At 29.1% G+C, this 15,082-nt stretch carries 14 protein-coding genes; 4 read left to right on the top strand and 10 right to left on the bottom strand.

All coding sequences use genetic code 11. The annotated features are described in order from the left end of the window. Positions 1–7: 7 nt before the first annotated feature. Both hydF and hydE read left to right on the top strand, forming a co-directional pair. Positions 8–1,192 carry a [FeFe] hydrogenase H-cluster maturation GTPase HydF gene (gene hydF, locus EPJ79_RS06865; protein WP_147738933.1) on the top strand — a complete coding sequence of 395 codons (1,185 nt, stop codon included), beginning with the start codon at positions 8–10 and terminating at the stop codon, positions 1,190–1,192. Between the two features lie 8 nt (positions 1,193–1,200). Continuing rightward, a complete protein-coding gene (gene hydE / locus EPJ79_RS06860) occupies positions 1,201–2,325 on the top strand; it encodes a [FeFe] hydrogenase H-cluster radical SAM maturase HydE (RefSeq protein ID WP_147739614.1) in 1,125 nt (374 codons plus the stop codon). Between the two features lie 70 nt (positions 2,326–2,395). Here the strand turns inward: hydE and EPJ79_RS06855 are convergent, their stop codons facing one another. From EPJ79_RS06855 to EPJ79_RS06825, 7 genes are all read right to left on the bottom strand, one after another. Beyond that, complete coding sequence (locus tag EPJ79_RS06855; protein ID WP_147738932.1) at positions 2,396–2,896, bottom strand: hypothetical protein; 501 nt, start codon at positions 2,894–2,896, stop codon at positions 2,396–2,398. A gap of 185 nt (positions 2,897–3,081) precedes the next feature. After that, positions 3,082–3,543, bottom strand: a complete 462-nt coding sequence (locus EPJ79_RS06850) for a hypothetical protein (protein WP_147738931.1) — start codon at positions 3,541–3,543, stop codon at positions 3,082–3,084. A gap of 193 nt (positions 3,544–3,736) precedes the next feature. After that, positions 3,737–4,537: a metal ABC transporter permease gene (locus tag EPJ79_RS06845; RefSeq protein WP_147525517.1), complete on the bottom strand. Its 801-nt coding sequence runs from the start codon at positions 4,535–4,537 to the stop codon at positions 3,737–3,739. Positions 4,538–4,547: 10 nt separating this feature from the next. After that, positions 4,548–5,270, bottom strand: a complete 723-nt coding sequence (locus EPJ79_RS06840) for a metal ABC transporter ATP-binding protein (protein WP_147738930.1) — start codon at positions 5,268–5,270, stop codon at positions 4,548–4,550. Next, positions 5,271–6,116, bottom strand: coding sequence for a metal ABC transporter substrate-binding protein (locus tag EPJ79_RS06835; RefSeq protein ID WP_147738929.1), 846 nt, complete (start codon positions 6,114–6,116; stop codon positions 5,271–5,273). 263 nt (positions 6,117–6,379) lie between these two features. Beyond that, positions 6,380–8,326 (bottom strand): heavy metal translocating P-type ATPase, encoded by a 1,947-nt coding sequence (locus EPJ79_RS06830; RefSeq protein ID WP_147738928.1) that lies wholly within the window; start codon positions 8,324–8,326, stop codon positions 6,380–6,382. Then, positions 8,313–8,717 (bottom strand): ArsR/SmtB family transcription factor, encoded by a 405-nt coding sequence (locus tag EPJ79_RS06825; RefSeq protein WP_021958217.1) that lies wholly within the window; start codon positions 8,715–8,717, stop codon positions 8,313–8,315. Before EPJ79_RS06825 ends, EPJ79_RS06830 begins: the two co-directional genes overlap by 14 nt. 419 nt (positions 8,718–9,136) lie before the next feature. Between EPJ79_RS06825 and EPJ79_RS06820 the strand changes: the two genes are divergently transcribed. Further along, complete coding sequence (locus EPJ79_RS06820) at positions 9,137–9,838, top strand: hypothetical protein (RefSeq protein ID WP_147738927.1); 702 nt, start codon at positions 9,137–9,139, stop codon at positions 9,836–9,838. 82 nt (positions 9,839–9,920) lie between these two features. Here the strand turns inward: EPJ79_RS06820 and EPJ79_RS06815 are convergent, their stop codons facing one another. After that, a complete protein-coding gene (locus EPJ79_RS06815) occupies positions 9,921–11,321 on the bottom strand; it encodes a sodium-dependent transporter (protein ID WP_147738926.1) in 1,401 nt (466 codons plus the stop codon). Positions 11,322–11,467: 146 nt separating this feature from the next. On the opposite strand from EPJ79_RS06815, the gene EPJ79_RS06810 reads away from it, so the two are divergent. Then, entirely contained in the window at positions 11,468–12,373 is a 906-nt protein-coding gene (locus EPJ79_RS06810) for a hypothetical protein (RefSeq protein ID WP_244289082.1), read from the top strand. Between the two features lie 192 nt (positions 12,374–12,565). On the opposite strand, the gene EPJ79_RS06805 is transcribed toward EPJ79_RS06810, so the two are convergent. After that, positions 12,566–12,949, bottom strand: coding sequence for a hypothetical protein (locus EPJ79_RS06805; protein ID WP_147738925.1), 384 nt, complete (start codon positions 12,947–12,949; stop codon positions 12,566–12,568). A gap of 832 nt (positions 12,950–13,781) precedes the next feature. Next, positions 13,782–15,080, bottom strand: a complete 1,299-nt coding sequence (locus EPJ79_RS06800) for a GntP family permease (protein ID WP_147738924.1) — start codon at positions 15,078–15,080, stop codon at positions 13,782–13,784. Positions 15,081–15,082: the final 2 nt, after the last annotated feature.

Here is a 15,082-nt window from a genome sequence, read left to right as displayed (position 1 = left end):
GGATAAAATGAACGATACTCCAAATTCAAATAGAACTCATATAGCGATTTTTGGACGAACAAACGCGGGAAAATCTAGCATAATAAACGCTATTGCAAATCAAAATGTCGCTATAGTTTCAGATAAAGCGGGAACTACAACGGACCCTGTGAAAAAAGCTATTGAAATAAATAAAATTGGAGCATGCGTTATAGTAGACACGGCGGGATTTGACGACAATGGAGATTTAGGTTTATTAAGAATTGAAAAAACAAAAAAAATTGCAGAAAAAACCGATATCGCTCTACTTGTTTTTGATTGTAATATTAAAAATAACGATTATATTTTAGAATTAAAATGGAAAAATCAATTATCCGAATTTGGAATTCCGATTATTGCCGTTATAAATAAAATTGATTTAAATCAAAATTATAAAATAGTAGAACAAAATATAAAAGAAATTTTCGATATTGATTGCGTTTCCATAAGCGTAAATAAAAAAATAAATATAGACATTCTAATTGAAACTATAAAAAATAATATCTCAAAAGAAGATGAAATAAGCATAGTCGGACATATAATTAAAGAAGACGATATAGTTTTACTTGTAATGCCTCAAGATATACAAGCGCCAAAAGGAAGATTAATTTTGCCTCAAGTTCAAACTATAAGAGATATACTTGACAATAAAGCTATAGTTATTGGAGCTACTTTTGATAAATTTGAAAATGCATTAAAAAGTTTAAATAAGCCTCCGAAAGTTATAATAACGGATTCTCAAGTTTTTAAAGAAGTTGAAAAATTAAAACCTAAAGAAAGCGCTTTAACATCTTTTTCGGTTTTATTCGCTAGATATAAAGGAGATGAAAAAATATACAAAAAAGGAGCGGATTTTATAGATAATCTTAATAAAGAAAGTAAAATACTTATTGCAGAAAGTTGCGCTCATATTCCTTTAGAAGGCGATATAGGAAGAGTAAAAATTCCAAATATGCTTAAAAATAAATTCGGTTTCGCGTTTGATATTGATTATACTACGGGAGAAGATTTTCCAAGCGATTTGTCAAAATACGATTTAATTATTCATTGCGGCGGATGTATGGGAACGAGAAAGCATATATTAAACAGAATAAGATTATGCGAAAGACAGAATAAACCTATAACAAATTACGGAATGGCAATAGCTAAAATAAACGGAGTTAATTATATTTAATGAATAATATTATTGACATTAACAAAGCAAAAAAAATAATAGATAAAATCGAGAAAAAAGAAAAAATTTCTTATAAAGACGCTTTAACTCTTTTATCTTCTTTTGAATACGATAACGATTTAAATAAAAAGAAACTTGGTAAAAAAGAAAAATTGGAAATAAAAGAATTAAAAAAATATTTGAGAATTAAAGCGAGAGATAAAGCGGATAAAATTTTTGGAAAATATATTTTTATGCGCGGGCTTGTAGAGTTTACAAATTATTGCAAAAACGATTGTATTTATTGCGGAATAAGAAAGAGCAATAAAAACGCCGAAAGATATCGATTAAATAAAAAAGAAATTTTAGAATGTTGTAAAATCGGATACGATATTGGTTTTAGAACTTTTGTTTTGCAAGGAGGCGAGGATAATTTTTTTAATATAGAGAGAATGTCGAATATTGTCAGAGCGATAAAAAAAGAATTTCCCGATTGCGCTTTAACTTTATCAATAGGCGAAAAAAATGAAGAATATTATAAAGAATTAAAAAATAACGGAGCGAATAGATTTCTTTTAAGGCATGAAACTTCAGAAAACGAACATTATTCAAAATTGCATCCTAAATATATGAGTTTAGATAATAGAAAAGAATGTTTAAGATTTTTAAAAAATCTCGGATTCCAAACGGGAACGGGAATTATGGTAGGAAGCCCTTTTCAAAAATTAGAAAATATTGCAAGCGATTTGATATTTATGCAAGAAATAAAACCTGAAATGATAGGAATCGGTCCTTTTTTACCGCATAAAGACACGCCTTTTGCAAACGAAAAAATAGGAGAGATGGAATTAACTTTAATTCTTATAAGTATTCTTCGTTTAATATTTCCATTGTCATTAATTCCCGCGACAACGGCGCTTGGCACTATAAAAGAAGGCGGACGCGAACTTGGAATATTGCATGGCGCTAATGTTGTTATGCCGAATCTCTCTCCAATGAATGTGAGAAAAAAATATTTGCTTTATAATAATAAAATTTCTACGGGAACGGAATCGGCTGAAGGCGTGGAACTTCTAAAAAAAAGCATTGATAAAATAGGTTATATCCTCACGGGAGCGAGAGGCGATTACGATACAAACAGAAAATTAAAATAATAAAAAAGCCTGCCGTCCAAAAGAACGACAGGCTCAAATCTTATTATCTACTTTATACTTTTACTTTCTTTTATTTGCTATTTAAAGCGTATTTAACCGTAGAACCGTCTTTTATTACATACATATAACCGTCTGCTGAAAATTTAACATCTGCCTTTACTCCTTCACGGAATGCGTAGCTATTTCCTCTACATCCATCTCCTTGTCCTTGAATTAATTTAGAACCGTCAGGCAATTCTATACGCCAATTTATTTTATTAATGCTATGTTTATTATTAATGACATAATATATAGTGTCGTATTTTATTGTCGCTATTTCGCCGTTTTCGTTTATGAAAGTATAATTTTCAAATTGAGATAAATTTTCATTTGCATTTATCGTTATTCCAGAAATTGGTTTTAATCCTTCTTCAGGAGTCGGCGTAGGAACAACTACTATAGTTGAATCTTCAACTTCTGAAAAAGAGACAGCTTGCGTAGGTTTGTTTTTACATGCTATTGACATTATCGCAACCATAAGGGCAACTGCTAATAGATATAAAATGCTTTTGTTTTGTCTTGTTTTAATCATAATAACTCTCCTCATTGGATTTAATCCAAACATTTTTATTTATTTTCTATATTTAAGATAGGAATTATTTTTAAAAAGTCAACTATTTTTTTTAATTTTTATTATATAAAATAATAAAGCCCGCCGCTTAAAGAACGACAGGCTTAAATCTTATTATCTATTTTTTATACTTTTACTTTCTTATTTTATTTGCTTTGTAAAGCATATTGAACCGTTTTACCGTTTATAGTTACATTTACATAACCGTTTGCGAATAATTTAACATCGGCTCTATTTTTGTCAGCAAACAATACATAGCTTCCGCCTTTACAAGCAGGACCTGCGCCTTGATAGAATCTTGCGCCGCCTTCAAATTCCATATAATATTGAACTTTTGGTTCATATCCTACTTTAGCGATTCCGCCGTCTTTATTTACGAAAGTAAAGCCGTAGAATTGTCTTAAATCTCCTTTAGGGTCGATTGTCAAGCCAGAAATTGGTTTTAATCCTTCGTCAGGAGTTGGCGTAGGGTCAACTATTTCATTTTCAGCTTCTGAAAAAGACGCAGCTTGCGTAGGTTTATTTTTACAAGCCACTGACATTATTGCTACCATAAGGGCAATTGCTAATAGATATAAGATACTTTTGTTTTGTTTTGCTTTAGTCATAATAACTCTCCTTGTCGGATTTACATCCAAACATTTTTTTATTTATTTTCTATACTTAAGATAACAAATTTTTTTAAAAAGTCAACTATTTTTTTTATTAAATTTTTATTTATTTTAATTTAATTTTTGATTTAATATATAAATTTTTCATTTTTTTATATTGAAATAATTATTATTCAAATGATAACGGATTTTACTTCATTATTATTTTACTTCTTATAGCGCCTAATAAAACGCTAATTAGACTTATTAAAACTATCGTAGCTCCTGGCTTTAATCCAAAATAATAAGAAAAAAATATTCCTACAATCGTCCATAATAAATTAAATATTACCGAAAATATTATTGTTTGTTTATAACTTCCAGCTATTTGTAAAGAGAAGGCTACGGGAAGAACAATCATTGAAGAGACAATTAAAGCGCCGACAGTTCGAGCGGATATTGAAATTGTAATCGCCGTTAAAATAGTAAAAATAAAATTTATTCTTCTTACGGGAACGCCCGATAATCTTGCAAGCTTTTCATTAAATGTTATATAAAAAATTTCTTTGTATAATAAAATAAAAATCAGAATTGAAATTAAACCGATTATAATAATTAATTTTAATTCAAAATCGCTTATAGCCACAATACTTCCAAATAAAAAACTATTAAAATTGGCGTTATTTGAAACAAAGCCCGATAATAAACCCGCCACAGACACGCTTAAAGACATTATTATCGCTATTGACATCTCTCCGTATTTTGAAATTTTTTTTCTTATGTATTCTATCGATAAGGCGGCTATAATACAAAAAATTACAGAAGCTAAAATTGGATTTATATTAAAGACAAGCCCGAAAGTTATTCCTGCAAGAGAAGTATGCGATATTGCATCTCCAATCATTGAAAGCCTTTTTAAAACTATAATAACTCCTATGCATGGAATTATTATAGCTAAAATTATTCCGACTAAAAAAGCTCTTCTCATAAAATCAAATTGAAATATTTCCATTTTAAATTCCTTATAAATGCGGATGTTTATGTTTATGAGATAATTCAATCTCAAGTTCTTCTTTATTAAGTTCCATTAAATTTCCTTCTTCAAAACAGAATATTCTATTTGATATTTTTGAAACTCTTTCAATATCATGCGTCACCATTATTATTGAAATATTTTTATTTTGATTTAAATCTCTTAAAATATTATATATTATATCTATAGTTTCAGAATCGACTCCGTTCGTAGGTTCGTCTAAAATAAGAATTTTCGGATTGGCTACTAAAGTTCTAGCTAAAAATACTCTTTGAATTTGTCCTCCCGAAAGTTTTGAAATCATTCTATTTGAATATTTTTCCATGTCAAAAAGTTTAAGCGTTTCAATAACTTTAGCGCGATGATTTTTATTTGGAAATTTAAAAAGTCCAATATCAAAAAATAAATTCGACATAATTACTTCGTAAACCGTTGCGGGAAAGTTTAAAATTTTATAATATGCATTTTGCTCTAAATATCCGATATAATGCCAATTGTTAAATTTTTTTATATCTTCTTTGTATATTTTTATATTTCCTTTAGATTGATTTATCTCTCCAATCATAAGTTTTAATATTGTGCTTTTGCCCGCTCCATTTGAGCCGATTATTGAAACAAAATCGCCTTCGTTTACAAAAAAACTTATATTTTTTAAAATATGTTCAGAATTATAACCGAAATAAACTTTATCAAATTCTATAACTTTATTCATTTAATTAAGTCCGTCAAGTAAAGCAATAAGATTTTTTTCCATAATAGAAAAATAATCTTCGCCCGCTTCAATATTTTCTTTGCTTAAAGATTCTATAGGATTTAAAGTTAATATTTTTGCTTTCGTTTCTTTCGCTATAGAATCTACTAATTTAGAACTTGAAAATTCTTCGTAAAATATTGCTTTCACATTATTATTTTTTATAAATGTTATAATATCCGCCATAGCTTTAGGGTCGGCTTCGTCTCTTGCAATTGCAATTTGATTTAAAGAATATTCTTTACAAAAATGTCCAAATGCTGGATGCGTTATAATCAAATTTCTATTTTTTATATTTGACAAAGAAATTTTAATTTTATTATCAAGTTCGTCCAAACGATTTGCATATAAATTATAATTTGATTGATAATAATTTTTATTGTCAGAGTCGATTTCAATTAAACCGTTTTTTATATTTTCAATTTGAATTTTTGCATTTTTCGGCGATAACCAAAAATGAGGGTCCAAATTATTTTGATTATCAATATTGCTTGAAGAGTCAATATATTTTAAATCTTTCAAAGCGTCTTTAATAGCGTCAATCCAATGTTCCATTCCGCCGCCATTGTAAATAAATAAATCGGCTTTTGAAAGATTAGCCATATCTTTTGAAGTTATTTCAAAATCATGAGGCTCTGCTCCCGCCGAAGTCATATTATAAACTTCTATTTTTTCGCCGCCTATTTTTTTAACGAAATCGTAAATCGGATATATGCTCGCATAAACTTGCAATTTATCTGAAGAATTTTTATTTTCATTGCATCCAAATATTGAAAATAAAATAATTATAAAAAATATTTTTTTCATTTAATAAAAACCTTTTTGTTTATGTTTTATTCGTAATATTATAATTTATAATAATTAAAAAAACAAATAAGTATAAAGTCTGTTATTGCATAAAAATTTAATTTTTAAGATATGAGTTTTGGCAATCGCTTAATTAAAATTAATTCTTTTTGATATTAAAAGAGAATAAAATTTTTGTCGTAGGCGTTCGATTAATAGAATAAGAATAGACGCAATTTTTACGCCTATTCTTTTTACTTTACTTAAATTCTATTTAAATTTATTCAATGATTTTTGCATTCGCAATCGCAATTTGTTATCTTTATATCGCAACCTTCTTTTAATTCAGGCAAATCTTCCGCTTTTTCGCCTAAAGGATATAAGAGTCTTAAAGCGTTAAGAACGACTATAACAGTAACTCCCGTGTCGGCAAAAATCGCAAGCCACATTGAAGTAAGTCCCAAAGCTCCTAAAGTTATAGCGGCAAATTTTATAATCAAAGCAAGCGCAATATTTTGAATTACAACCAAATGATTCTTTTTAGCAAGTTTAATTACTGTGGCGACTTTTGAAGGCTTATCGTCCATTATAACGACATCGGCGTTTTCAATGGCGGCGTCAGAACCGAGTCCGCCCATCGCTATTCCAATATCGGCTCTTGCCAAAGAAGGAGCGTCATTTATTCCGTCTCCTACAAATATTGAAGCTTTTGAGCCTTTCATCATCTCTTCCAAAGAATTAACTTTATCGTCAGGCAAACATCCGCCTTTATAAACCGATATATTCATTTCTTTAGCAAAATTTTCAACTCTGTCGATATTATCTCCGCTTATTAAACCAGTTTTTATATTCATTTTATTTAACGATATTATAGCTTCTTTAGAATCTTCTTTTACGCTATCGTCAATAAAAAATCCGCCCGCATATTTTCCGTCTATCGCTATATGAACATTAATATTTTTATTATAATTTTCAGGAATATCTATATCATTTTGTTTTAATAATTCTTTTCCGCCGATTATAATATTTTTATTTTCAACGGTAGCCATCGCTCCTTTTCCGCTAATATCTTTATGACTCGAAATTAAATTATCTTCTATGATTCCTCCGTTCTTTTTATAATATTCTACTATCGATATCGCTATTGGATGCGAAGAACCCGACTCGGCATAAGCTGAATATTTTAAAAGCGTCTCGTTATCGTTAAGTCCGCTATTAAAAATTTCTTTTATAGAAAATTCGCCTTTCGTAAGAGTTCCCGTTTTATCGAAAACTACAGTTTGAACTTTTGAAAGTAAATCTAAAAATATTCCGCCTTTTACCATTATTCCTAATTTTGAAGCTCTGCCAATCGAAGAAAAATAAGTTAATGGAATTCCAACCATAAACGCGCAAGGACAAGAAACTACCAAAAGCGTAAGCGAACGATTAAACCAATTATTGAAAGTGTCTACTCCGTAAATTAAAGTCGGAATAATAGTTAATGCTATTGCGCCGAATACTACAATCGGAGTATAAACTCCCGAAAATCTGCTTATTAACTGTTCAATATTTGCCTTTCTATTTTGCGAATCTTGAACTAATTTTAATATTTTAGCTATGGAAGATTCTGCATATTCTCTTATAACTTTTGCTTTTATAGAAGCGTCTCCGTTTATAGTTCCCGCCAAAACTTCATCTCCTATTTTAACCGCTTTCGGCATGCTTTCGCCCGTTAATGCTTTTGTATCAATCCAACTTTCGCCTTCGTAAATTATGGAATCCAAAGGCACTTTTTCAAATGGATTGATTATTATATTGTCGTTAATGCGAATCTGAGATATATCTACTTTTTCTATATTTCCGTTCTCTCTTATTATATTTGCAGAATCGGGACGAATCGACATTAAAGCGGATATTGTTCTTTTCGATTTATTAACCGCCATATCTTCAAAATAATCTCCGACTCTATAAAACATTAAAACGGCTAAAGCTTCGGGAAATTCATGAAGTATAATAGCTCCGATTGTGGCAACGCTCATAAGAAAACTTTCGCGCATAAATTTTCCTTTAATAAAATCAATAGCGGCGTTTTTAAATACTTCTCTTCCTAAAATTAAATATGGAATAAAAAATATTATATATTCCGTAATTCCATGAATCTTGTCATGTATAGAGTATATCAAAAACAATACTATAGCTCCAAGTATCATTTCCAATATAAATAAAAATTTTTCTTTATTCTTTAACATGCTCATACCCCCAAGTATAAATTTTTTCTATATGTTCGTCATCGAGTCTGTAAAATACATGAAGCCCGACTTTTCTTTTTTTAACGACTTTAGCCTGCCATAAAGTTTTTAAATGTTGAGATATGGAAGGCTGTTTCATTTTTAGCAAAGAAGATAATTCATGCACGCATAATTCTTTTTCGCTTAAGGCAGATATTATTTTTAGTCTTGTAGAATCCGAAAACACGGAGAAAAAATCCGCAAGAATTGTAAATTCTTCGTCATTTGGAAGTTTTGGAATTAGAGAAGCTATATTTCCGTTATTAATATTAACTTCGCAATCGTCTTCGATTAACGCATTTTTATTTTTAGAATTAATAACTTCTTTTTTTTCTACAATATTTTTTTTCATAATATCAACCTTTTATTTTTTATATATAACTATATTATAATATAATTATATACGAATATATAAAACAAATCAATATAGTTAAAGTAAAATAAACTATTGACAGAAATAAAAAGGTATGCTAAAATATAATTATGATTGAAAATATTCACTGTAAGTTGACATACTATAATTTTGTTAAGCAAAGCAAAGCAAAGCAAAGCAAAGCAAAGCAAAGCAAAGCAAAGCAAAGTGTGAATTGTATTTTTTTAATAACTATTCCAAATTTTATTTATCGCAGTTTTTTAATATGGTTAATTCTTTAGTCGCATTTTGTAATTGCATAAATATAAATATTTTTTATTTAAGTTTATCAATAATTTTAAAAAATATTTTATATAAATTATATCGTTTAATATAAAAAATAAATTAAGGAAATTAAAATGAATAATAAAATAGACAATAGATTTTTAAGTTCAAAACAAAAAATAATTAAACTAACAATAACGATTTTAATTTTATTATTAGCGATTAATATAAATTGTTTTGGAGATGAAGCTTTAAATTTTAAAGAAGCTCAATTTTTATATTCTACTCAAAAAGAAGAGAGTTTAAATATAATATGGGAAAATAATCGAATTACATATTTGCCAAAAATGGTTTTTGCATTTATATACACAACGGATACTCCGCATGGAAAAATATTTATATCGGTTGAACTTAAAGGCATAAGTTATTTTAATACGAGTAAAGATAATCCAAAAATATTGTTGCAAACAAGATTTTACTCTCAAGATAGAGTTGGAGTAGAAGATTTATATTTATATAAGGTTTCGGGTTTAAGACAAAATATTTTTTATAACGATACAAGAGAGTCGGGAAAGTTGCCCGATTATTATGGAGAGCCTAAAAAAATTATTTTAAGAAATGAATCTTCTACTTTTAATAATCTTAAAACATTTAAAACCTATTTTGATTCTAGCGCATGCAATTATAAATGTTTAAGGGATGATTCTATAAATATATTTTATAAAGGCTACGAATATGTTATTTTTGTAGACGATAAAGCTATAAAATCTGTTATCGATGTATTCTTATCCGCTGTGGATAAAAATTATAACGATTGGTATAGTTTATCGCAATAATTACAAAAATATTAAAGGACGACAAAAATTAAATTAATGCCGTCCTTAAAATATTAATTAAAAATTAAATAAGAAAATATATTTATGAGAATTTATTTATATAATTTACAATAAATATTGCAAATAAAATTAAAGGCAAAATATAAGTCACATATATTCTTGATGATTTTGGAAATTTTATTCCCTCACCTGAATCGACTTCGTTAATAAAATTATCCCATCCCCAACCATATTTTGAAACGCAGAATATAATTATATAGATTCCGCCTAATTCTACCAAATTATAACTCACTATAAAATCGTATAAATCTAAAAAACTTGTTCCTTCTCCCATAGGTTGAATAAAAGATAAAACATTAAAACCTAAAGCTGTAGTTAATGCCAACATAAACGCTACTATTCCAACTATAACGGAAGCGTAAGTTCTTTTTATTTTAAACTCCGACATAGTGAAAGCGATTAAATTTTCAAAAACCGCGACTACAGTAGTCAACGCCGCTGCTGATAAAAATATAAAAAATAAAGTTCCCCATAATCTTGGCAAAGGCATTAAGTTAAAAATATTAGGTAAAGTAACGAACGCTAAACCCGCTCCTTCGCCTGGATTTACTCCGAAAGCAAAACAAGCGGGAAATATTATTAAGCCCGCCGATAATGCGACTAAAGTGTCTAATATAACTATTATTATAGATTCGTTTGTAATCGATTTTTCTTTTCCGATATAGCTTCCGAAAATAGTCATACTTCCAACTCCTATTCCTAAAGTAAAAAAAGATTGTCCCATAGCCGCATAAACTACTTCCAAAAAATTTTTTATTCCGCCTTCGTTAAATATTTTTCCCAAATCGGGAAGCAAATAAAATTTTATTCCTTCAACGGCGCCAGGCAAAGTTATAGCTCTTATTATCAATATAAGCATCATTATAAATAGAGACGACATCATTATTTTTGTAGTTTTTTCAACGCCTTTTTGAAGTCCCTTAAAACAAATTAAACTTCCTAAAAAAACGGCTATAAATAAACTTAAAACCATAATTTTAGGATTTGAAAGCATAGAACCAAAAAATTGCCCTATCTCTTCAGGCTTAAGTCCTTCAGTAGCTCCCGTAAGCATATAATAAGCGTAGGTTATGCTCCAACCTGTAACGCTTGTGTAAAACATCATTAAAATTAAACAACCTAACATTTGAATATAACCGATTATATGCCATTTATGTCCTTCTTTTTCCAAAACCTTATAAGAGCCTGCAATATCGCTTTGTCCTCCTCTACCGATGCTAAACTCCATTATTAATATTGGAAGCCCTAATATAAGTAAAGATATTAAATAAATTATAACGAAAGCAGCGCCTCCATATTTTCCCGTTATATAAGGAAATCGCCATATATTGCCAAGTCCTATAGCGCATCCCGCCGAGACTAATAAAAAACCTAACCTGCTTGAAAGTTTTTCTCTTTTTTGATTATCATTTTTGTTATGCATATAGCAACTCCTTAAATTTAATTTTTAATCTTTTAATTATACATTATAATTAAAATTACTTCAAGTAGTAATTAATAAAAATTATAATAAAAAATTTTTATTTTATTTCAATTATTATGATTTATTTTAATTCCGATAAAATAAAAATGTTTATGCAAACTTTTAAAGATATAATTTATTTTATAGCGATTATTTTCTCAAAAACTTTTATAGATTTATTTAGATTATTTGGAAATATAATAATTTTCGGTTTTATTTTATATGTTCTCTCTTCAATGACAAGAAGAATATTTGCAAAAACTTTAGGCGCAAAAACCGAACTTTATATAACAGGCTGGATTGGAACTCCGATTCATGAATTATCGCATGCATTATTTTGTATTATATTTAATCATAAAATAAACGATATAAAATTATTTACCACGAAATCGGAAACTATAGGTTATGTTCTTCATAGCTACGATTCAAGAAGCTGGTATCAACAAATAGGAAATTTTTTTATTGGCGTTGGACCTATTATAATTGGCGCTTTAATAGTTTATTTTCTTTTTTTATTATTAGCGCCCGAACTTAAAGAAAATATTTTTTCGATTAATATCGATTATGACAAATCGGCGGGAATATTAAATATGATTTATAGCGGAATTTCAAATATATTTATTTCAATAGCGAATATATTTAAAAATATTATTAAAAATATTCTATCAAATCAATCTTTTAAGAATATCGGATTTTGGATTTTTATTTATCTTTCAATTTCTATTGCCTCGCATATGGAATTAAGCCCCGCCGACATTTCGCATGCTTGGAAAGGAATGCTTTTTATATTTGCTTTATCTTTAATATTTAATACTTTACTTTTAATTATAAAAATATTATTTAATATTAAAATACCAGAATATATATTATTATTTATAAATCAGAATTTAAATATTTATTCTTCGCTTTTAATATTTTCATGTATTATTTCTTTATTCAATTTTTTAATTTCTTATATAATTTTAACTCCGATTAATTTTATTAAAAATAAGAATTTGATTAATCCTTTTTAGAGTTTTTTATATTTTTTATTTTATCAAAAATTAGTCATTACAATAGCTTTAACCAAAACTAAAAACCGCCTTTGCCGAATAATACACTTTTAATAAATTACTTTATTAAATAAAAAAAACGGTTTATACAATTAAGTATAAACCGCAAATCAAGTGTTTTAGAATTTATATGAAAAATTTTGAAAAAGATTTTTAAGCTTTCGGACCAAATCTAAATCCTAATTGAAGCCCGATGTCAAAAGAGTCGTTTATCTTAACCTTTGTATCTTTAAGCTTCGGACCAAAATCTCCAGCCAAATATAAACCGAAATTCATGCCGATATTATCCGTGAAGAACAAATAATAATCGAAAGTCACTTTCATGTATCCGATAACTGAAGGCGAGAACATATCGGTTATGTCTTTTCTTTTAAGGGCAATATCGGTTTGTGTTTTAGCGTCTTCGCTTGTTGCATGATTATTGCCTGCTGTCGTAACAGTAAGCGACTGTTTTCCAGCAAGAGGGATTTTAACTCCTCCGCCAATTCCTATAGCAAGTCCATGTCTTCCTCCTAAACCAATATTGAATTTAGGCAATAATCCAATTTTGAAGCTATGATAGTATTGAATAAAATCAACCCCGTCTTTAGCGATATAGCTACCACTAACACCTGATACCGTTGTATCGCCATAGCCCATACTGTAAATATCCCAGCTATAACCTAATTCACCCAAAACGCTTATTCCGAAGCCTTCTTTGACTTGGAACATATAACCGATTTGCGCGCTGACATCCGCATCGGCGCTTAACCCCCCTTTCTGATACACATCTTTAGCATCTTTGCTTAAGCTTTGCTTTGCTTTGCTTTGCTTAACAAATTTACAGTATTGTTATTTATCGTAATTTTCATATCAAACTTTCCTCACCGATTTCTCGGCAAATACTTTTACAATTAAATTATACAACATTTAAAAAAATTAGTCAATAGTTTATTTTAAATTTTTTTCAATATTGATTAATTTAATTTAATAATATTTTATAATTTTAAAAAAATTTGTCAACTATTTATTTTAATTAATTAAATAATATTTTACAACATTTAAAATTTTTGTCAACAAAATAATTTAAATGTTTATTAATTATAATACAATCTTTTAAAATAAAGTCAATATAATTAATTTAAATATTTTTTAATTTATGGAATAATTTTAACATTAATTAAAAAATATGTTAGAAGTTAAAACAAAATTTTTAATTGCAAAAAATACCGTCATTGCGAGCCTTCGTAAGAAGGCATGGCAATCCAGATTAAAGAAAGTTAATTTTAAAAATTTACTTTAATTAATAAATGAATTCTATATTAATTATAAAAAATTAAGCGATAGAAAATAAATCTCTACCGCTTTTTTATTTATCAAAAAAATTTTATTATACAATGCCGAGTGTTCCTAATATTATAGCGAGTATAGTAGCCGATATAGGAATTACCGTGCAACACATAAATATATCAATATAAGAATCTTTATGCGTTAATTTTGTTACGGCAAGAACCGTCAACACGGCGCCGCATTGAGGGAGAGTATCCAAACCGCCAGCCGATATTGAAGCCACTCTTGAGAAAACCTCTAAAGCTATTCCGCTTTGTTTAGCCAATTCTATAAATTGCGGACCTAAAGCTTCCAAAACTATTGAAACTCCGCCAGAAGAAGAACCTGTAGCTCCCGCCAAAACATTAATCGCTATAGCTTCCGATATTAAAGGCGAAGCGTCTATTCCCGTTACCAAAGTTTTTAATTGTTCAAAACCAGGAACCGCTTTTATTACTCCTCCAAAACCTACTCCAGCAGCCGTATTAAGAATCGCAAGCATAGAGCCAGACGCGCCGTCATTTAATGTTTTTATTACATTGCCGAAAGTTTTTAATCTTCTTATAAATATTATTATGCCAGCTAAAACTCCGACAAGCAAAGCGACAACTATATTTAATTTTACCGCATTGAATAAAATTATAATTAGTAGCGGCGGTATTATGGCAAGATACCATTTTGGCAAATCTTCAGGATTTGAAACTCCCGCCGTAGTCTCGCCTTCGGGTTCGTCAAAAACTTCTCCCGCAGCTTGCAATTTTTTAGTTCTATATTGAAGCCATAATATTCCTAATATAAACATTAAGATACCGCATATTATACCGATTACGGGAGCGCTCATAGGACCTGTTCCGAAATAAGTCGCGGGTATAACATTTGTAAGTTGAGGAGTTCCAGGAAACGCCGTCATTGTAAAAGCGAAAGCGCCTAAAGCTATTGAGCCAGGAAGCATTTTTCTTGGAAGATTAGCCTCTCTAAATAAAGCGAGTCCCATAGGATACATAACGAATACTACAACGAATAAAGACACTCCGCCATAAGTTAAAACTCCGCATATAACGACAACCGCTATTATTGCTCTTTTATAACCTATTTTTTTAGCGAGAAAATGCGCTATACTTTCCGCAGCTCCCGTAACCTCCATAACTTTTCCGAATATTGCTCCAAGCATAAACATAGGAAACCAACTTGTAGCGTATCCGCCAAAAGCTTTCATAAAATCTCCCGTAAACGCGTCAAGCAAATTCATTCCGCCAAACGCCGCCACTACTAAAGCCGAAACGGGCGCAACCCATAGAATAGACATTCCTTTATATGTAAGAAACGCTAGACATATTAAACCGAGTAAAATACCTAACATTA

Origin of the sequence: Brachyspira aalborgi (assembly GCF_008016455.1) — a bacterium.
GTDB classification, from domain to species: Bacteria; Spirochaetota; Brachyspiria; order Brachyspirales; family Brachyspiraceae; genus Brachyspira; species Brachyspira aalborgi.
The sequence above is the reverse complement of the archived record's forward strand: the minus strand, read 5'-3'. Positions and strand labels throughout refer to the sequence as shown.